This is a genomic window from Micromonospora sp. 4G55, assembly GCF_016803375.1.
Genome location: NZ_JAEVHN010000057.1, coordinates 1 through 18706, shown reverse-complemented (window position 1 = coordinate 18706; position 18706 = coordinate 1). Strand labels below are relative to the sequence as shown.

Annotated in this window: 15 protein-coding genes and 4 pseudogenes; 12 read left to right on the top strand and 7 right to left on the bottom strand. The window is 72.4% G+C overall.

Annotated features, from left to right (window positions below; genetic code table 11):
• Both JNW89_RS07920 and cofD read right to left on the bottom strand, forming a co-directional pair.
• Positions 1-881: pseudogene (locus JNW89_RS07920) on the bottom strand (coenzyme F420-0:L-glutamate ligase); the annotation flags it as partial.
• Positions 878-1825 (bottom strand): 2-phospho-L-lactate transferase, encoded by a 948-nt coding sequence (gene cofD / locus JNW89_RS07915; RefSeq protein WP_238448363.1) that lies wholly within the window; start codon positions 1823-1825, stop codon positions 878-880. The pseudogene JNW89_RS07920 and the gene cofD, both read right to left, overlap by 4 nt.
• A 97-nt stretch (positions 1826-1922) precedes the next feature.
• Between cofD and JNW89_RS07910 the strand changes: the two genes are divergently transcribed.
• The 6 genes and pseudogenes from JNW89_RS07910 to JNW89_RS07885 all read left to right on the top strand — a co-directional run bounded on the left by JNW89_RS07910 (position 1923) and on the right by JNW89_RS07885 (position 8490).
• Complete coding sequence (locus JNW89_RS07910; RefSeq protein ID WP_238448362.1) at positions 1923-2858, top strand: hypothetical protein; 936 nt, start codon at positions 1923-1925, stop codon at positions 2856-2858.
• A 230-nt stretch (positions 2859-3088) separates the two neighbouring features.
• Positions 3089-5596, top strand: a pseudogene (locus JNW89_RS07905) (bifunctional FO biosynthesis protein CofGH).
• A gap of 126 nt (positions 5597-5722) precedes the next feature.
• Positions 5723-6004: a hypothetical protein gene (locus tag JNW89_RS07900; protein WP_088963882.1), complete on the top strand. Its 282-nt coding sequence runs from the start codon at positions 5723-5725 to the stop codon at positions 6002-6004.
• Positions 6004-7401 carry a DUF4331 domain-containing protein gene (locus JNW89_RS07895; RefSeq protein ID WP_238448361.1) on the top strand — a complete coding sequence of 466 codons (1398 nt, stop codon included), beginning with the start codon at positions 6004-6006 and terminating at the stop codon, positions 7399-7401. Before JNW89_RS07900 ends, JNW89_RS07895 begins: the two co-directional genes overlap by 1 nt.
• 16 nt (positions 7402-7417) lie before the next feature.
• Positions 7418-7762 (top strand): phospholipase, encoded by a 345-nt coding sequence (locus JNW89_RS07890; protein WP_238448360.1) that lies wholly within the window; start codon positions 7418-7420, stop codon positions 7760-7762.
• A 470-nt stretch (positions 7763-8232) separates the two neighbouring features.
• Positions 8233-8490 (top strand): WhiB family transcriptional regulator, encoded by a 258-nt coding sequence (locus JNW89_RS07885; RefSeq protein ID WP_007455784.1) that lies wholly within the window; start codon positions 8233-8235, stop codon positions 8488-8490.
• 80 nt (positions 8491-8570) lie between these two features.
• On the opposite strand, the gene JNW89_RS07880 is transcribed toward JNW89_RS07885, so the two are convergent.
• Positions 8571-9020: a metallopeptidase family protein gene (locus JNW89_RS07880; protein ID WP_154939366.1), complete on the bottom strand. Its 450-nt coding sequence runs from the start codon at positions 9018-9020 to the stop codon at positions 8571-8573.
• 153 nt (positions 9021-9173) lie between these two features.
• On the opposite strand from JNW89_RS07880, the pseudogene JNW89_RS07875 reads away from it, so the two are divergent.
• Positions 9174-9502: pseudogene (locus JNW89_RS07875) on the top strand (DUF3499 domain-containing protein); the annotation flags it as partial.
• A gap of 130 nt (positions 9503-9632) precedes the next feature.
• On the opposite strand, the gene JNW89_RS07870 reads toward JNW89_RS07875, so the two are convergent.
• The 4 genes from JNW89_RS07870 to JNW89_RS07855 all read right to left on the bottom strand — a co-directional run bounded on the left by JNW89_RS07870 (position 9633) and on the right by JNW89_RS07855 (position 13749).
• Positions 9633-11009, bottom strand: a complete 1377-nt coding sequence (locus JNW89_RS07870; protein ID WP_238448359.1) for an FAD-binding oxidoreductase — start codon at positions 11007-11009, stop codon at positions 9633-9635.
• The gene (locus JNW89_RS07865) at positions 11009-11563 is read right to left on the bottom strand and encodes a pyridoxamine 5'-phosphate oxidase family protein (protein WP_238448365.1); all 555 of its coding nucleotides are present in this window, start codon (positions 11561-11563) and stop codon (positions 11009-11011) included. Before JNW89_RS07865 ends, JNW89_RS07870 begins: the two co-directional genes overlap by 1 nt.
• A 148-nt stretch (positions 11564-11711) precedes the next feature.
• Complete coding sequence (locus tag JNW89_RS07860) at positions 11712-13058, bottom strand: aspartate aminotransferase family protein (protein WP_238448358.1); 1347 nt, start codon at positions 13056-13058, stop codon at positions 11712-11714.
• 178 nt (positions 13059-13236) lie between these two features.
• A complete protein-coding gene (locus JNW89_RS07855) occupies positions 13237-13749 on the bottom strand; it encodes an Lrp/AsnC family transcriptional regulator (RefSeq protein ID WP_238448357.1) in 513 nt (170 codons plus the stop codon).
• A 209-nt stretch (positions 13750-13958) separates the two neighbouring features.
• On the opposite strand from JNW89_RS07855, the gene JNW89_RS07850 reads away from it, so the two are divergent.
• From JNW89_RS07850 to JNW89_RS07830, 5 genes and pseudogenes are all read left to right on the top strand, one after another.
• Complete coding sequence (locus JNW89_RS07850) at positions 13959-15143, top strand: spermidine/putrescine ABC transporter substrate-binding protein (RefSeq protein WP_238448356.1); 1185 nt, start codon at positions 13959-13961, stop codon at positions 15141-15143.
• Positions 15144-15148: 5 nt separating this feature from the next.
• On the top strand, positions 15149-16300 hold the full coding sequence (locus JNW89_RS07845) for an ABC transporter ATP-binding protein (RefSeq protein WP_238448364.1): 1152 nt from the start codon (positions 15149-15151) through the stop codon (positions 16298-16300).
• A complete protein-coding gene (locus JNW89_RS07840; RefSeq protein WP_154939349.1) occupies positions 16297-17211 on the top strand; it encodes an ABC transporter permease in 915 nt (304 codons plus the stop codon). Before JNW89_RS07845 ends, JNW89_RS07840 begins: the two co-directional genes overlap by 4 nt.
• A pseudogene (locus JNW89_RS38010) lies at positions 17212-17907 on the top strand (ABC transporter permease); the annotation flags it as partial. It abuts the gene before it with no gap.
• A 188-nt stretch (positions 17908-18095) separates the two neighbouring features.
• A partial coding sequence (locus tag JNW89_RS07830; RefSeq protein WP_238448355.1) for an FAD-binding oxidoreductase occupies positions 18096-18706 on the top strand: 611 nt, incomplete at its 3' end.

The following is an 18706-nucleotide window of genomic DNA, read 5'->3' as shown; positions in this document are numbered from 1 at the left end:
GCGCGTACCTCCTCGTCGGTGACGTGGGTGAAGGCGGTGCCGGGCGCGACCACGTCGGGCGACCGCGGCGACGGCCCGCCGGACCGCCTCCGGGTCGGCCGGCGTCGGACCGGTGCCGTCGGCGAGGGTCGCGGCGGACCGGAGACCGGCCGCCCGCGCTCGGCGGTGCCGAGGGAGAAGAGGTCCATCGTCGCGTCCCGGACCAGGACGCTCGCTCCCGCGCCGTCGTCGGTGCGACCGGCATTGAGGTAGCCGCGCACCACCGCGACCGGGACCTGGTCGCACTTACCCTTGATCAACTCGCCGGCGCCGGCCAGTTCGTCCACCACGGCCATCTGGGTCAGCTGCAACTCGTTGCCGTACGGGTCGACCTCGCCCCGGTGGTCGCGGATGGCGGACATGCCGGCCACGCCGAGCGCCACGTCGGTGAGCCCGTTGCGCCAGGGTCGCCCCATCGTGTCGCTGACGATCACCGCCACGTCGACGCCGTACCGCTCGGCCAGCGCGGCGCGCAGCGCTCGGGCCGAGGCGTCCGGGTCCTTGGGCAGCAGCACCAGCCGGGTCTTGTCGACGTTGGAGGCGTCGATCCCGGCGGAGGCCAGCACGAAGCCGTGGTGCGTCTGGACGATCCGGGTCGCGCCCCGGGTCGCCACCACCCGGGCGGTCTCGGCGGCCAGCACCTCGTCGCGCGCGGCGAGCCGTTCCGGCCCGTCCGCCGGCACGTCGACCAGCCGGCCCTCCGCCTTCGAGACGATCTTGCTGGTGACCACCAGCACGTCCCCATCACGCAGCCACGGCGCGGCGGTCGCGATCAGCGCCGCCAGGTCGTCGCCCTCGGTCACGTCGCCGATGCCCAGCACCGGCAGGATCTCCAGTCTCACACCAGCTCCAACGCGGTCCGCACCATCTGCGCGGTCGCCGCCTCGTCGGTCATCCGCAGCGGCGCGGACCGGACCGCCACCCCCGGCACCGAGGTGCCCTCGTCCTCCGGCGCGACCAGCCAGCCGTCGAGCAGGCCGCCCTCGCTCCGTCCGCCGTAGAGCCGGCCCACCCCGGCGGCGCTGCACTCCACACCCAGCACCGACAGGCACCGGTCGGCCATGCCGCGCACCGGAGCGCCGCCGATGATCGGGGAGACCCCGACCACCCGGGCCGGACCCTGGGCGACCGCGTCGCGCAGCCCCGGCACGGCGAGCACCGGGGCGACGCTCACCACCGGGTTGCTCGGCGCGACCAGCACGACGTCCGCGCCGGCGATCGCCTCCAGCACCCCCGGCGCCGGCTTGGCGCTCTCCGCGCCGACGAAGACGAACCGGTGGGTGGGGATGTCCGCCCGGTAGCGCACCCACCACTCCTGGAAGTGGATCGCCCGCTGCCCCTCGTCGCCGTCGACCACCACGTGGGTCTCCAGCCGGTCGTCGGTGGCCGGCAGCAGGCGTACGCCGGGCTGCCAGCGGCTGGCCAGCGCCTCGGTCACCGCGGAGAGCGGGTACCCGGCGTTGAGCATGGTGGTCCGCACCAGGTGGGTGGCGATGTCCTTGTCGCCGAGCCCGAACCACGTCGGCTCCGCGCCGTACGCGGCCAGCTCCGCCTTGACCGTCCAGGTCTCACCGACCCGTCCCCAGCCGCGTTCCGGGTCGGCCCCGCCGCCCAGGGTGTACATGACGCTGTCCAGGTCCGGGCAGACCTTGAGCCCGTGCAGGAGCAGGTCGTCGCCGACGTTGACCACGGCGGTCACCTCGGCGCCCACCTCGCGGGCGTACGCCCGGACGCCGAGCAGGAACCGGGCGCCCCCGATCCCGCCGGTCAGAACCACAATCCGCATGACGTCCATCCTGGCGTACGCGACGCCTGCGGTCCGTCGGTGGCCCGGGAGACTAGGCTCACGTCGGCATCTGTCCGTTTCGCCCGAGGGAGAACTCGTGACCAGCCCCGCCGAGCCGGCGCCGAAAGACGCGACGCAGGCCCGCCAGCTCACCGGTCCACTGCGCGAACTCGCCGCGTTCGTGCTGCTCGGCGCGAACGCCGTGCTGCTCTTCGTCGGACTGATCCGGCTGCTCGCGCCGGCCTCGGAGTACAGCACCTTCTCGAGCCGGGCCGGCAGCACCTTCTTCTCGTTCGTCGGCATCGAGGCGACCGTGCTGCCGCTGCTGGCCGTGCTGCTCGCCACGCACGTCTCGCCGGTCCTGCCGCGGGCGAAGCAGATCACCCAGGTCGCGGTCGGCGAGTACGCCTTCGGCGCGCTCTTCGGCACGCTGACCTTCCTGATCTGGCTGGTCAACCGGCTGGCCGACGCGGAGCTGCTGGACGCCCTGCTCGGCCTGCTGACCCGGGCCGCCTGGTTCGCGCTCTTCGCCCTCGCCGCGTTCGTCGTCTACCGGGTCTGGCGGGCGTTCTATCACGTCCCCCGCCCCAAGCCCCAGCCCGGCGTGTACGGCCAGCCGCAGCCCGGTTGGCCGCAGCAGTCCGGCCAGGGCGGCTACCCCTCGGCCGGGTACCCGCCGCCGGGCCACCCCGGTGGGCACCCCGGCGCCGGCTACCCGTCCGCCGGTCAGCCCTCCGCCGGTTACCCGTCCGCCGGCCAGTACGGCCAGTACGGCCAGCCGGGCTCGTCCTCGGTCCCGCCGATCGGCGCCGCTCCGCAGTCCGCGCCGCCGTTCGGCACGCCGCAGTCCGCGCCGCCGTTCGCCGGCCCGAACACCGCTCCGCCGTTCGGCCAGCCGCCGTCGGCCGATCCGACCCAGACCATCCCGCGCCAGCCCGGGCGAGGTGGGTGGGGCCGGCCCGGGCCGCCCGGTGGCGAGGACGTCGACCGGACCCAGCGCTTCCACCGGGACGACCCGAACTCGCCACGCTGAGCCGAGCCGCCCGTCCACTGTCGTCGGGCGGGTCGGGTCGGGTCGGGTCGGGTCGGCGGAGCATCACCGTGGTGAGCGTGACACCTCAGCGGCATCGAGATGACTCTGAGGTGTCACGCTCGACGTGCTGCGCCCGGGACGCTTCCGCCGACAACCAGCCGGCGCAGGGTTGATCTCACACCGTGTTCCGTGCCCGTCCGGCCGTCCGAGCCAGCGCATAGGCTGAGCGGATGGCTGACCGCACCGATCCCGCCCCGACCGAGGCGAGCGTGCAGCGCGCGCTGCGCCGGGCGGCCACCGGCCGCGCGCTGGACGTCGCGGAGCGACCGCGCTGCTGGCGGCACGGGGGGCCGAGCTCGACGAACTGCTCCGCGTCGCCGGGGAGATCCGCGACGCCGGGCTGCGCGACGCCGGCCGGCCGGGCGTGGTGACGTACTCGAAGAAGGTCTTCATCCCGCTGACCCGGCTCTGCCGGGACCGCTGCCACTACTGCACCTTCGCCACCGTGCCGCACCGGCTGCCGGCCGCCTTCCTGGAACAGGACGAGGTGCTGGCGATCGCCCGGCAGGGCGCGGCGCTGGGCTGCAAGGAGGCCCTGTTCACCCTCGGTGACCGGCCGGAGGAGCGCTGGCCGGCGGCCCGCGAGTGGCTGGACGAGCGCGGGTACGACTCCACCCTGGACTACCTGCGTGCCTGCGCGGTGGCGGTGCTGGAGGAGACCGGCCTGCTGCCCCACCTCAACCCGGGCGTGCTGTCCTGGTCGGAGCTGCAACGGCTCAAGCCGGTCGCGCCGAGCATGGGGATGATGCTGGAGACCACGGCGACCCGGCTCTGGTCCGAGCCGGGTGGTCCGCACTTCGGCTCGCCCGACAAGGAACCCGCGGTGCGGCTGCGGGTGCTCGACGACGCCGGCCGGGTCGGGGTGCCGTTCACCACCGGCATCCTGATCGGTATCGGGGAGACCCCGGCCGAGCGGGTCGACGCCATCTTCGCGATCCGTCGGGCGCAGCGGGAGTACGGCCACCTCCAGGAGGTGATCGTGCAGAACTTCCGCGCCAAGCCGGACACGGCGATGCGCGGCATGCCCGACGCCGAGCTGCACGACCTGGCCGCCACGGTGGCGGTGGCCCGGCTGCTGCTCGGCCCCAGGGCCCGGATCCAGGCCCCGCCCAACCTGATCGAGGGCGAGTACGACCTGCTGCTGCGCGCCGGCATCGACGACTGGGGCGGGGTGTCGCCGCTGACCCCGGACCACGTCAACCCGGAGCGGCCCTGGCCGCAGCTCGACGAGCTGGCCCGGCACACCGAGAAGTCCGGCTTCACCCTGCGCGAGCGGCTGACGGTCTACCCCGAGTACGTCCGGGCCGCGACCCCTGGCTCGACCACCGGCTGCTGCCGCACGTCGGCGCGCTGGCCGACCCGGAGACGGGGCTCGCCGTCGAGTCCGCCCGGCCGGTGGGCCGGCCCTGGCAGGAGCCGGACGAGACGTACGGCGGGCGGACCGACCTGCACGTCACCATCGACACCACCGGGCGTACCGGGGACCGGCGGGGCGACTTCGACAGCGTCTACGGCGACTGGTCGGAGGTCGCCGGCAAGGTGACCGCGGGGCCGCCCCCGGCGGCGGTGACGCCGACGTACGGGCCGGGCTGCGGCTGGCCGCCGACGACCCGGCGGCGCTGCTGGAGCCTCGCCACGCCGACCTGGCGCTCGCGCTCTTCGGCGCGGACGGCCCGGCGCTGGGCGAGCTGTGCCGGCTCGCCGACGACGTCCGGCGTGCCGCCGTCGGCGACGACGTCACCTACGTGGTCAACCGCAACATCAACTTCAGCAACGTCTGCTACGTGGGCTGCCGGTTCTGCGCCTTCGCCCAGCGGGAGCGGGACGCCGACGCGTTCCGGCTCTCGGTGGAGCAGGTCGCCGACCGGGCCGAGGAGGCCTGGGCGGCCGGGGCCACCGAGGTCTGCCTCCAGGGCGGGATCGACCCGAAGATGCCGGTGACCGGCTACGCCGACCTGGTCCGGGCGATCAAGGCACGGGTGCCGGGGATGCACGTGCACGCCTTCTCCCCGATGGAGATCGTCACCGCCGCCGCCAAGGCCGGCGTGCCGGTGCGGGAGTGGCTGACCCGGCTGCGCGAGGCCGGGCTGGACACCATCCCGGGCACCGCCGCGGAGATCCTCGACGACGACGTGCGCTGGGTGCTCACCAAGGGCAAGCTGCCGGCCGCCGCCTGGGTCGACGTGGTCAGCACGGCCCACGAGCTGGGCATCCGGTCCAGCTCCACGATGATGTACGGCCACGTGGACCACCCCGGGCAGTGGCTGGCGCACTTCCGGGTGCTGGCCGGGGTGCAGGACCGCACCGGCGGGTTCACCGAGTTCGTGGCGCTGCCGTTCGTGCACACCAACGCGCCGATCTACCTCGCCGGCATCGCCCGGCCGGGGCCCACCTGGCGGGAGAACCGGGTGGTGCACGCGATGGCCCGGCTGCTGCTGCACGGCCGGATCAACAACATCCAGTGCTCCTGGGTCAAGCTGGGCGACGCCGGCACGGTGGCGATGCTCCAGGGCGGCTGCAACGACCTGGGCGGCACGCTGATGGAGGAGACGATCTCCCGGATGGCCGGCTCCGGCAACGGTTCGGCGCGTACCGAGGAGCAGTTGCGGGCCATCGCGGCGGCCGCCGGACGACCGGCGCGCAAGCGGACGACCGCGTACGGTCACCACCCCGCGTAGCGTCGAACCTTTCCCCGACACCGGCCGTACCACTGGACGCCGGCGGCGGTTGAGGCGAGGGCCGCCGTCGGCAGCCCCTCGCGAGCCACCGCGGGCGCGTACGCGCCGCCGGAGGAAAGGTTCCCCATGACGAGTGACGAGCGGAAGCGGCCCTGGCCGCGACTGACCCGCCGGCAGACGTTGACCGCTGCGGCGAGCGCCACGCTGGGCGCCGCCGCCCTCACCGTGCCGGGCCTGTCGGCCGCGCAGAACGCCCCGTCGGCCGCCGGCGCGAAGGACGACCCGATCGTGGTCCACCTGCGTGACGCCGCCACCGGGACGATGGACGTCTTCGTCGGCACGTCCCGGATCGAGGTACGCGACCGCGGGCTGGCGGACCGGTTGCGGCGCGCCGCCGGGCGGCGCTGATGTCCTCTCACCGCGAAGCACCGGAGATAAGCAAGGACCCGGTCGCCGACAGCTCCGACCTGTACGCGTTCGTCAGCCCCGACCGGCCCGACTCGGTGACGCTGATCGCCAACTACGTGCCGTTGCAGCTCCCCTCCGGCGGACCGAACTTCTTCGAGTTCGGCGACGACGTGCGGTACGAGATTCACATCGACAACGACGGTGACGGCCGTCCCGACGTGACCTACCGGTTCGAATTCAGCACCGAGATCACGAATCCGAACAGCTTTCTCTACAACACCGGTCCGATCGAGTCGTTGGACAGCGAGAACTGGAATCGGCGCCAGTTCTACAAGCTGACCCGGGTGGCCGACGGCCGGGAGCACGTGCTCGCGCACAAGCTGCCCTGCCCGCCGTGCAACGTCGGCCCGCTCTCCACCCCGAACTACGCCCAGCTGGCCCGCCAGGCGACGTACAGCCTCTCCACCGGGGAGCGGGTCTTCGCCGGGCAGCGCGCGGACGGCTTCTTCGTCGACCTCGGCGCCATCTTCGACCTGGGTACGCTGCGGCCGTTCCAGCAGTTGCACGTCGCCGGCAAGAAGCTGTTCAAGACCGAGGGCGAGCCGGTCAACGCCGTGGACCGGATGAACGTGCACAGCATCGCGGTGCAGGTGCCGCTGAGCAAGGTGCGCCGCAAGGCCAACCGGTACGCTCCCGCCGACCGCGCCTCGGTGATCGGCGTGTGGACGTCGGCCTCGCGGCAGCAGGTGCGGGTGCTCGGCGACCGGGCCGCCGCGGACACCGCCACCGGCCCGTGGACCCAGGTGTCCCGGCTGGGCAACCCGCTGTTCAACGAGGTCATCGTGCCGATGTCCAAGAAGGACCTGTGGAACACCCTGCCGCCGTCGGAGGACAAGCGGTTCGCCCGCTTCGTCGAGCAGCCGGAGTTGGCCGCCCTGCTGCCGGCCCTCTATCCGGGCGTCTTCCCTCGGCTGGACGCGCTGAACAAGGCCAAGAAGCCCCGGGCGGACCTGGCGGCGATCCTGCTCACCGGCATCCCGGCCGGGCTGATCGACGGCTTCACCAACAACACCGGCGACGTGCAGGCCGACATGCTGCGGCTGAACACCGCGATCAAGCCGACCGCCAAGCCGGACCGGTTCGGCGTGCTCGGCGGCGACCTGGCCGGCTTCCCCAACGGCCGGCGGGTCGGCGACGACGTGGTGAGCATCGCGCTGCGGGCCATCGCCGGGGTCACCGTGCCGCTGGTGGACAAGGCCTTCACCCCCGACGCCGCGGCCGGCGCCGTCACCCCGGGGCTGAGCGCCGCCGACGTGACCGCGCCCTTCCTGGCCGGCTTCCCCTTCCTCGGCACGCCGTACGACGGGTTCAACAACCCGCCGGTGGCGAAGTCCTGAGCGGAGGGAGGACGTCATGCACGGGCACGACCACCGGTACGGGCCGACGGAGAGCGGCACCGTCCTGCTCGACCTGGGCGCGGACACCGGCGCGCTGATCGTCCACACCGGCCGTCGACAGCACGGGCGGGAGATCGAGATCAGCCGGGCCGACCAGCCCGACGGGCCGCGTACCCACTCGGCCGTGCGGGAACGGGTCGTCCGGGACGGGGTGTTCCACAGTGCCGTGTACCCGGACCTGCCGGCCGGTCGTTATACCGTCTGGTGGGACGAGCGGACGCCCGCCGGCGCGATCTCCGTCACCGGCGGCGCCGTCGCCGAGTTCGTCTGGCCGAGCAGCGCTCCGCCGGGGGTGAGCTGATCACCGCACCGCGTCCGAGCCGTCGCGCCCCGTCCACATCGTGGACGGGGCGCTGTCGGCAATTCCGGCTCGACGGGCGGCCGTGGCCGAACCGCGTTAACCTGTGCCCCACCAAGAACTCGATCTTGATGGCTGGTCCACCGGAGCCTCCGCCGGCGTGCCCCGGCGGCGTCCACGATGGGCACGCCACGGCAGAAATCTCGGGCAACTCGCCGGAGAGGGCGTTACTCGGCCGGGGTCTGAATCGATAGGGCAGGTTGCGAGGCGGGCGACCGAAGTGGTCGCTCGAACGGTGTCGGGAGGGCGACTCCATTATCAAGTTCAGCTTGACGGCGCACGCATTACACGCGTGTAATTTGAATGGGGTTGTTCGCACGGAACGCAACAAATGGGGACCGTACGGACAAGCACGCCTTTCGCGTGGGGGGTTGCAGCGGCGATGACGCCGGTGCGCGACAAGGAGGCATCTGATGGACGGCCAGCTTGAGGTGGCCGACCTGCTCGGAAACGCGCCGGAGTGGCAGGAGCGGGCGCTGTGCTCGCAGACCGATCCGGAAGCGTTCTTTCCCGAGAAGGGCGGCTCGACCCGCGAGGCGAAGCGGATCTGCTCGCGGTGCGAGGTCAAGACGGAATGCCTCGAATACGCTCTCGGTCACGACGAGCGGTTCGGGATCTGGGGCGGGCTCTCCGAGCGGGAGCGGCGCAAGCTCAAGCGGCGGGCCGCCTGAGCTGACGTGTGGGGCCGGGGCGGTGGGGGCCGCCCGGCTCACGCCCGGGTCGGTGCCGCGGGGGCGCCCGACCGAGGGGGTCAGGCCAGTTCATCCGGGTCGACCCCGAGCAGGTTCGCCACCTGCTCGATGATCACGTCGTGCACCAGGTCGGCCAGGTCCTCGCGGTCCATCGCGCGGAACTCCAGCGGCCGGCGGTAGAGCACGATGCGGGGCGGCACCTCCTGCCGGCCGGGTCGCCCCGGCAGCAGGCGGGCCAGCGGCACCTCGCCGTCCTCGAGCACGTCCGAGTCGTAGACGTTCAGGTCCGGCGGGACGTCCTCGACGGCGAACTCGACGCCGGCCAGCTCCTTGGCGAAGCGGCGCTCCAGCGTCTCGACGGTGTCCAGCACCAGGTCGTCGAAGACCTCGGCCTTGGTGCGGGACAGCGGGACGGTCGCCGGCACCAGTCGCCCCCGCAGGCCACGACCGTGGCGGTCGCGGTGGGTGCGCCGGCCGGAGCCGGGGCGGCGGTGTTCCGGGCTCGTCATGAGGCACAGGGTAGCTCCCGGGCCGGCCTGGCCTGCGGCAGCGCCGCACTCCTGGCGCGGCGGGCCGAGCGGGCGCGAATTGTGATCACCGTGACGGGCGTGTCGCAACGCGAACCGGTGCGCCGGACCCGGTAATGGAGATACCCTGCCGCCGTGAGGTCACCACGGCGCTGCTCCCGTAACGGCTGCCCCCGGCAAGCGGTCGCCACATTGACCTATGTCTACAACGAGTCGACCGCGGTGGTGGGCCCGTTGGCGGCCTTCGCCGAGCCGCACACGTACGACCTCTGTGAGCCGCACGCCCGGAGCCTGACCGCGCCGCGGGGCTGGGACGTGGTCCGGCACGAGGGCGAGTTCGAGCCGCCGCCGCCCACCACCGACGACCTGGTGGCCCTGGCCGAGGCCGTCCGCGAGGCCGCCCGCCCGGTGGCCCCCCCTCCCCCCACACCGGCCGCCGAGGCCACCTCCGCGTAATCCCCCCCCAACCACTAACCCCCACCGGCCCCCCCCGGCCCTTGGGTTATCATGAAGTTTGTTTGCCACGACACGCCGAGGCGGATGGCAACAACTCCATGATCAACGGGGTCGGGGCGGGGTGGGGCGCCGGGAGGGTCAGTGGCCGAGGAGGCTGGAGAAGGCGGCGGCGCGGCGGGAGGGGCGACCCTTGCGGGCCTCGGCCGCGTCGGCGGAGAACATCACCTTCAGGCCGGCGTTGACCGCCAGCCAGCGCAGGGGCTCCGGTTCCCACTTCGGGGAGCGGTGGTTGACCCAGGGGAGCGTCGTCAGGCCGCTGTCCACGCCGCGGATCAGGTCGGCGAGGGTACGGCCGGCCAGGTTGCTGGTGCCCACCCCGTCGCCGACGTAACCGCCCGCCCAGCCGAGACCGGTCGCCCGGTCCAGCCCGACGGAGGCGGACCAGTCCCGGGCCACCCCCAGCGGGCCGCCCCAGGTGTGGCTGACCGGCACCTCGGGGCCGAGCACGGGGAAGAGTTCGCCCAGCACCCGGCGCAGCGCGCGGAAGACCGCCGGCTCCCGGTCGTACGCGGGGGAGACCCGGGAGCCGAAGTGGTAAGGCGCGCCCCGCCCGCCGAAGGCCAACCGGCCGTCGGCGGTGCGCTGGCCGTAGATGATGACGTGCCGGTGGTCGGAGAACGTCTCCCGCTCGGCCAGCCCGATCCGGTCCCAGGTCTGCGCGGGCAGCGGCTCGGTGGCCACCATCAGCGAGTAGACCGGGGCGATGGCGCGCCGCTGCCCGGGCAGCCCCGGCGTGTACCCCTCGGTGGCCCGCACCACCACCGGCGCCCGGACCGTGCCGTGCGCGGTCACCGCCGCGCCGGCCCGGATGACGGTGACCTGGGTGCGCTCGTGGATCGTGACGCCGCGCCGTTCCACCGCCCGGGCCAGCCCACGGACCAGCTTCGCCGGGTGCACCACCGCGCAGTGCGGGGTGTACGTCGCGCCGAGCACCCCCTCGGCGGCGCACCGGGCGGATGCCTCGGCGGCGTCGAGCAGCACCAGGTCGTCGGGATCGAGACCGTGCTCGCGGGCCGTGGCCAGCTCGGCCCGGGCCCGGCCGAGCTGGGCCTGCGACCGGGCCAGCACCACCGTCCCGCCCTGGTGCCAGTCGCAGTCGATGCCCTCGGCGGCGAGCACCCGGCCGACCTCGCGCACGGTCTCCTGCATCGCCCGCTGCATGGCCAGTGCCCGGTCCCGGCCGTGCCGACGGGCCAGCGCGGGCAGCGAGGTGGGGAAGAGCGCGGAGCACCAGCCGCCGTTGCGCCCCGAGGCGCCGTACCCGGCGATCTCGGCCTCCAGCACGGTGATCCGCAGCGACGGGTCGGCGGTCGCGAGGTGGTACGCCGTCCACAGCCCGGTGTAGCCGGCCCCGACGATCACCACGTCGGCGTCGGTGTCGCCGGGCAGCGCCGGGCGCGGGTCCAGCGCCTCGTCCACGGTGGACAGCCAGTGGGACAGCTCCTGGTAGCGCATCACCACTCCGGTGGGGGCAGGTCGTGGCGCAGCCGGGGGTCGGGCTGCGGGGTGCCGAGCGTCTCCACCACCGGCACCACCCCGGCCCAGACCGGCCGGTCGAGGTCGTCGTCGGGGTCGTCGGGCGGGCCGTCGCTGACCTTCACCGAGCACTCGTCCAGCGGCAGGGCGAGCACCAGCGTGGCGGCCAGCTCCTTCGCCGACGGGGGCCGGATCGCCGCCCAGCGGCCGGGCAGCAGGTGCTCGGAGAGGCGTTCCAGGGCGGCCAGCCGGTCGTCGCCGTCGACCACGCTCAGCTCGCCGAGCACCATGGCGCACCGGTAGTTCATCGAGGAGGCGAAGGCGCTGCGGGCCAGCACGAGACCGTCGAGCAGGGTCACCGTCAGGCAGGCCGGCGCGCCCGCCGCGAGGTGCCGGAACAGTCGGCTGCCGGTGGAGCCGTGCAGCAGCACCCGCTCGCCGTCGCGGGCGTAGGCCACCGGCAGCGCGTACGGCTGACGCCCGTCGGCGATGGCCAGGTGGCCGACCCGGCCGGCGTCGAGGACGGCGTACAGGGTGGCCCGGTCGTGGACGGCGAGTTCGGGCAGCCGGCGTACCCGGGTGCGGTCGGTGCCGCCGACGGCCTCGCTGCCCCCGGTCCCGCCGGTGCGGGGCCGTTCCCGGTGTCCCGGGAACCGGCCCCGTCCAGCCCGGACCCGCCGCTCAGAGGCGGTTCCATGCCTCGGTCAGCACGGCGCGCAGGATCTGCTCGATCTCGTCGAACTGCTGCTGATCGGCGATCAGCGGCGGGGCGAGCTGCACCACGGGGTCGCCCCGGTCGTCGGCGCGGCAGTAGAGCCCGGCCTGGAAGAGCGCGGTGGAGAGGTAGCCGCGCAGCAGCCGCTCGGACTCGGCCTCGTCGAACGTTTCCCGGGTCGCCTTGTCCTTGACCAGCTCGATGCCGTAGAAGTAGCCGTCGCCCCGGACGTCGCCCACGATGGGCAGGTCGTTGAGCTTCTCCAGGGTGGACCGGAAGGCGCCCTCGTTGGCCCGGACGTGCCCGATGAGGTCCTCGCGGGCGAAGACCTCCAGGTTGGCCAGGGCCACCGCGCAGGAGACCGGGTGGCCACCGAAGGTCACGCCGTGGGCGAACATGCCGGTCTCGGTGAGGAACGGCTCCATCAGCCGCTCGCTGGCGATCATCGCGCCGAGCGGGGCGTACCCGGAGGTGATGCCCTTGGCGGTGGTGATGATGTCGGGCTGGTAGCCGTAGCGGACGGCGCCGAAGTACTCGCCGAGCCGGCCCCAGGAGCAGATCACCTCGTCGGAGACGAGCAGCACGTCGTACTCGTCGCAGATCTCCCGGACCCGTTCGAAGTAGCCGGGCGGCGGCGGGAAGCAGCCGCCGGAGTTCTGCACCGGCTCCAGGAAGACCGCGGCGACGGTGTCCGGCCCCTCGCGCTCGATGGCGCGGCGGATCTCCTCGGCGGCCCAGCGGCCGAACGCCTCGGGCGAGTCGCCGTGCTCGGGGGCGCGGTAGAAGTTGGTGTTCGGCACCTTGATGCCCCCGGGCACCAGGGGCTCGAAGTCGCTCTTGATGCCGGGCAGGCCGGTGATCGACAGCGCGCCCATCGAGGTGCCGTGGTAGGCGATGTAGCGGCTGACCACCTTGTGCTTGTTCGGCTGGCCGGTGCGCTTGAAGTACGCCCGGGCCAGCTTCCACGCCGCCTCGACGGCCTCGGAGCCGCCGGTGGTGAAGAAGACCCGGTTCAGGTCGCCCGGGGTGAGCGAGGCGATCTTCTCCGCCAGCTCGACGGCCTTGGGGTGGGCGTACGACCAGAGCGGGAAGTAGGCCAGCTCGCCGGCCTGCTTGGCGGCCGCCTCGGCCAGCTCGGTACGCCCGTGACCGGCGTTGACGACGAAGAGCCCGGCGAGTCCGTCCAGGTACCGGCGGCCCTGGGAGTCCCAGACGTACGCGCCCTCGCCGCGGACGATGGTCGGCACCTCGCCGGCGGAGTAGCTGGCCATCCGGGTGAAGTGCATCCAGAGGTGGTCGGTGGCGTTGGCCATGTCAGCCCCATAGCGTCTCGGGCCGGTCCAAGGGGTGACGCCGGCCGCTCTGCCCACGGTTATCGCACAGTCCGAGGGCCCGAGGCAAGTGGGATCGGCAGTCAATCGTCGTTGAAGCAACGAATTCTGCGACCGACCGTGGTTGTCGCTACGGAATCCGTACGGGCCTACGAGTTGATCAGGCCGTACCCCAGCTGTAGGTCTGCTTGCGCAGCTTGAGGTAGACGAACGCCTCGGTCGCCAGCACCCCGGGGACGGCGCGCAGCTTCTGCAGGATCTCCAGCAGGTGGGCGTCGTTGCGGCAGACCACCTCGGCCAGCAGGTCGAACGAGCCGGCGGTGATCACCACGTAGTCGATCTCCTCGAACTCGGCGAGCCGGTCGGCCACCGTCTCCAGGTCACCGTCGGTACGCAGGCCGATCATGGCCTGGCGGGGAAACCCGAGCTGGAGCGGGTCGGTGACGGCGACGATCTGCATCACCCCGGCGTCGAGCAGCCGCTGCACCCGCTGCCGCACCGCCGCCTCGGAGAGCCCGACGGCCTTGCCGATGGTCGCGTACGGCCGGCGGCCGTCCTCCTGGAGCTGCTCGATGATCTGCTTCGCCACGTCGTCGAGCAGAGCGTGGCTGGCACCCTCACGGACCGCCACCCGCCGCCCGCCGTTGCCGTTCTCCTGCTGCCGGTTCGTCATCGACCACTCCCCATGTCCGTTCCCCCGGGTGAGCCTAGTGCCACCGGGCAGTGTGGCGTAATTCGTCGTCCATTGCTATTCCCGCAACGGAATCCCTTGTGGGGTCGGTCACCTCATGTCAGGATCAGTCGTCCCAGGCACCTGACCCCTCCCGCCGGCGCGTCACCCCCGTCCCCGTCGCCGACGGACGACCCCCTAGGAGTCGTCACATGCGAACTCCCCTGAAGCCCTTCACCCGGCGTGGACTGCTCACCGGCACCCTCTCCTCGGCCGCCCTGCTCGCCGCGGGCGGCGCGCTCGCCGGCTGCGGCACCAAGGCCGCGACCCAGACCGAGGAGGGCTGCAAGAGCGAGGACCTCTCCGCGACGGAGAAGAAGCTCGCCTTCGCCAACTGGCCGCAGTACATGGACGTGGACGAGAAGGACGAGTCGAAGCGGCCCAGCCTCGACGCGTTCGTCCAGAAGACCGGCATCCAGGTCACCTACACCGAGGACATTAACGACAACAACGAGTTCTTCGGCAAGGTGCAGAACCAGCTCGCGAGCTGCCAGAGCACCGACCGGGACATCATCGTCCTCACCGACTGGATGGCCGCCCGGATGATCCGGCTCGGCTGGATCCAGAAGCTCGACCCGGCGAAGATCCCGAACGTGGCGGCCAACCTGCTGCCGTCGTTGATCAACCGGTCCTTCGACCCGGACAACCGGATCGCCGTTCCGTGGCAGTCCGGCCTGGCCGGCCTGGCCTACAACGGCAACGTCACCAAGGAGCTCCGCACCGTCGACGAGCTGCTGACCCGCCCCGACCTGAAGGGCAAGGTGACCGCGCTGTCCGAGATGCGGGACACCATGGGTCTGCTGCTGCAGTCCAACGGGCACGACCCGGCCAACTTCACCGGGGCCCAGTTCGACGACGCGCTCAACAAGCTCAAGAAGGCCGTCGACTCCGGGCAGATCCGCAAGTTCACCGGCAACGACTACGCCCCGGACCTCGCCAAGGGCGACATCGCCGCCTGCATCGGCTGGTCCGGTGACGTCATCCAGCTCACCGGCGAGGACGAGAAGATCAAGTTCGTCTCGCCCGATTCCGGCGTGATGCTGTTCAGCGACAACATGATGGTGCCGAACAAGGCCGCCCACAAGGCGAACGCCGAAGCGCTGATCAACTACTACTACGAGCCGGCCGTCGCGGCGCAGCTCGCCGCGTACGTCAACTACATCTGCCCGGTCAAGGGCGCGCAGGCCGAGATGGAGAAGATCGACCCGGAGCTGGCGGCCAACCCGCTGATCTTCCCGGACGAGGCTCTCCTGTCGAAGTCCAAGGTGTTCATGGCCTTGGACGAGAAGCAGGAGAAGGAGTACGAAACGAAGTTCCAGCAGGTCATCGGGGCGTGAGGACGATGGGACACGAGTCACCGGCCGGCGACCTGAGGCTGGCCAACCTCACCAAGCGGTTCGGCGTCTTCACCGCGGTGGACGACCTCAGCCTGACCATCCCGCAGGGCTCGTTCTTCGCCCTGCTCGGGGCGTCCGGCTGCGGCAAGACCACCACCCTGCGGATGATCGCCGGACTGGAGGAACCGACCAGCGGGCAGGTGCTGCTCGGCGACCGGGACATCGCCCGGTTGCGGCCGTACAAGCGGCCGGTGAACACCGTGTTCCAGAGCTACGCGCTCTTCCCGCACCTGAACATCTTCGAGAACGTGGCGTTCGGGCTGCGCCGGCGCGGCATCCGCTCGGTCGACGACGAGGTCATGCGGATGCTGTCGCTGGTGCAGCTCGACGACTACGGCAGCCGGCGCCCCGCGCAGCTCTCCGGCGGGCAGCAGCAGCGGGTCGCCCTGGCCCGCGCGCTGATCAACCGCCCGCAGGTGCTGCTGCTCGACGAGCCGCTGGGCGCGCTCGACCTGAAGCTGCGGCGGCAGATGCAGATCGAGCTGAAGCGGATCCAGACCGAGGTCGGGATCACCTTCGTGCACGTCACCCACGACCAGGAAGAGGCCATGACCATGGCCGACACGGTCGCGGTGATGAACGCGGGCCGGATCGAGCAGCTCGGCGCTCCGGCCGACATCTACGAGTTCCCGGCCACCGCGTTCGTGGCGAACTTCCTCGGCCAGTCCAACCTGCTCGCCGCCGAGGCCGCGGGCACCACCGGCACCGAGGTGCCGGTCACCGCCCACGGCGCCCGCTTCTCGGTGCCCGCCGACCGCGCCCGCGCCGACCGGGGCGCGGTCTACCTGGGGGTACGCCCGGAGAAGCTGCACCTGGTCGGCTCCGCCGACCAGGTGCCCGACGGACACCAGCACCTCGAGGGTGTGGTCACCGACGCTTCCTACGTGGGCGTCAGCACCCAGTACCTCGTCCGCACCGGCTGGGGGAGCGAGATCTCCGCGTTCGCGGCGAACAGCGGCGCCGGCGGCCAGTTGCCGGTCGGCAGCCGGGTGGTGGCGCACTGGCACCCCCGGCACGCCTTCCTGCTGCCCCGCGAGCCGGGCCAGGACGACCGCACCACCCCGCTGCTCGACGAGCCGGTGGGTGCGGCCTCATGACCGCGTTGGCCCACGTACCGACCCCGTCGGGGCAGGCGGCCGCCGCGCCGCCACCGCCCCGGCGGGGGCGGCACCGGCTGCTGCCGTACCTGCTGCTGCTGCCCGGCGCGGCCTGGCTCTTCGTCTTCTTCGGCCTGCCCCTGCTGCAACTGGCCGCGGCCAGCCTCTACGACCCCAGCGGCTCGCTCTCCACCGGGTACGCGCTGACCTGGGCGTTCGGCAACTACCCGGACGCGTTGCAGGCGTACTGGCCGCAGTTCGCCCGCTCGTTCGGCTACGCCGGGATCGCGCTGGTGCTGGCCCTGCTGATGGGCTACCCGCTGGCGTACGCGATCGCGCAGAAGGCCGGCCGGTGGAAGAACCTGCTGCTGGTCTGCGTGGTCGCCCCGATGTTCACCAGCTTCCTGGTGCGCACCCTGGCCTGGAAGACCATCCTGTCGGACAACGGCGCGCTGGTGGGTCTGCTGCGCGACCTGCACCTGCTCGCGCCTGACGGCCGGCTGCTCGCCACCCCGGTCGCGGTGATCCTCGGCCTGACCTACAACTTCCTGCCGTTCCTGGTGCTGCCGCTGTACGCCAGCCTGGAGCGGCTGGACTACCGGCTGCTGGAGGCGGCGAGCGACCTGTACGCCAGCCCGGTGCAGGCGTTCCGCCGGGTCACCCTGCCGCTGTCGATGCCCGGCCTGATCGCCGGCACGCTGCTCTTCTTCATCCCGGCCACCGGCGACTACATCAACGCGGAACTGCTCGGCACCCCGAACGAATACATGATCGGCAACGTCATCGACTCGGCGTTCCTGGTCCGGCTGGACTACCCGCAGGGTGCGGCGCTGTCGTTCCTGCTGATGGCCGCGATCCTCGCGGTGGTCTTCGTCTACCTGCGCCGCGCCGGCACCGATGAGGTGGTGTGAATGAGGCTGTCCCGTTGGCTGGCCGGCCGCTGGGTGATGGTCGTGGCCCTGCTGGTGCTCGGCTACCTGTCCTTGCCGATCCTGGTGGTGGCCGGCCTCTCCTTCAACCGCCCGTCCAGCCGGCTGTCGTACGACTTCCACGAGTTCACCCTGGACAACTGGCGGCAGCCCTGCGCCACGGCGGAGATGTGCGACGCGGTGGTCCGCAGTGTGCAGATCGGCTTCATCGCCACCGTCGTCGCCACCGTGATCGGCACCCTGATGGCGTTCGCCCTGGTCCGGCACCGGTTCCGCGGCCGGACCGGGATCAACCTGCTGATCTTCCTGCCGATGGCCACCCCGGAGCTGGTGATGGGCACCTCGCTGCTCGCCCTCTTCGTCTCCGCCGGCGTGCCGCAGGGCTTCTGGACCATCGTCATCGCGCACGTCATGTTCTGCGTGTCGTTCGTGGTGGTGACGGTCAAGGCGCGGCTGGCCGGGATGGACCGGCGGCTGGAGGAGGCCGCGATGGACCTCTACGCCAGCGAGTGGCAGACGTTCCGGCGGATCACCCTGCCGCTGGTGCTGCCCGGCATCGTGGCCGCCGCGCTGCTCGCCTTCTCGCTCAGCTTCGACGACTTCATCATCACGAACTTCAACGCCGGCACCACGGTCACCTTCCCGATGTACGTCTGGGGCGCCGCCCAGCGGGGCATCCCGCCGCAGGTCAACGTGATCGGCACGGCGATGTTCGTGATCGCGCTGCTGCTGGTCGGGGCCAGCTCGCTGCGCGAGACGCTGGGCCCGGCGCAGCCAACTCACGGCCGCCCCGGCGGCCGGCCGACGGGCGAAGAGCCCGTGATGATCCTCCCGCATACCGGCCGGCGCTCGCCGAGGCGGCGCCCGTGCCCTACTGGCTCGACCGCCCGGAACGGCCCGACCCGCTGCCGCCGCTGCACGGTACGCACACCGCCGACCTGCTGGTCGTCGGCGGCGGCTACAGCGGCCTGTGGGCGGCGCTGCTTGCCAAGCGCGACGATCCGACGCGGGACGTGCTGCTGGTCGAGGCGGGCACCTGCGGCTGGGCGGCGTCCGGGCGCAACGGCGGGTTCTGCGCCGCCTCGCTGACCCACGGGCTGGCCAACGGGGTGGACCGGTTCCCCGGCGAGATCGACGAGCTGGAGCGGCTCGGCCGGGAGAACCTGGCCGCGATCGCGGCGACCGTCGAGGCGTACGGGATCGACTGCGACTTCGAGCGCACCGGCGAGCTGGCGGTGGCGGTCGAGCCGTACCAGCTCGCCGGGCTGGCCGAGGACGCCGAGCTGGCCCGCCGGTACGGCCACGACGTGCGGCTGCTCGACCGCGACGAGGTGCGCGCCGAGGTGAACTCGCCGACGTACCTCGGTGGGCTGTGGGACGCCGACCGGGTGGCCATGCTCGACCCGGCGAAGCTGGCCTGGGGCCTGCGCCGGGCCTGCCTCGACGAGGGGGTGCGGATCCACGAGCACACCCGGGT

Bases quoted from the DNA above. Each gene is read 5' to 3' on its own strand.
- JNW89_RS07860 (WP_238448358.1), bottom strand. From the start codon at position 13,058: ATGGCCAACGCCACCGACCACCTCTGGATGCACTTCACCCGGATGGCC.
- JNW89_RS07885 (WP_007455784.1), top strand. From the start codon at position 8,233: ATGGACGGCCAGCTTGAGGTGGCCGACCTGCTCGGAAACGCGCCGGAG.
- JNW89_RS07890 (WP_238448360.1), top strand. From the start codon at position 7,418: ATGCACGGGCACGACCACCGGTACGGGCCGACGGAGAGCGGCACCGTC.
- JNW89_RS07870 (WP_238448359.1), bottom strand. From the start codon at position 11,009: ATGCGCTACCAGGAGCTGTCCCACTGGCTGTCCACCGTGGACGAGGCG.
- JNW89_RS07900 (WP_088963882.1), top strand. From the start codon at position 5,723: ATGACGAGTGACGAGCGGAAGCGGCCCTGGCCGCGACTGACCCGCCGG.
- cofD (WP_238448363.1), bottom strand. From the start codon at position 1,825: ATGCGGATTGTGGTTCTGACCGGCGGGATCGGGGGCGCCCGGTTCCTG.
- JNW89_RS07845 (WP_238448364.1), top strand. From the start codon at position 15,149: ATGGGACACGAGTCACCGGCCGGCGACCTGAGGCTGGCCAACCTCACC.
- JNW89_RS07895 (WP_238448361.1), top strand. From the start codon at position 6,004: ATGTCCTCTCACCGCGAAGCACCGGAGATAAGCAAGGACCCGGTCGCC.
- JNW89_RS07855 (WP_238448357.1), bottom strand. From the start codon at position 13,749: ATGACGAACCGGCAGCAGGAGAACGGCAACGGCGGGCGGCGGGTGGCG.
- JNW89_RS07840 (WP_154939349.1), top strand. From the start codon at position 16,297: ATGACCGCGTTGGCCCACGTACCGACCCCGTCGGGGCAGGCGGCCGCC.
- JNW89_RS07850 (WP_238448356.1), top strand. From the start codon at position 13,959: ATGCGAACTCCCCTGAAGCCCTTCACCCGGCGTGGACTGCTCACCGGC.
- JNW89_RS07880 (WP_154939366.1), bottom strand. From the start codon at position 9,020: ATGACGAGCCCGGAACACCGCCGCCCCGGCTCCGGCCGGCGCACCCAC.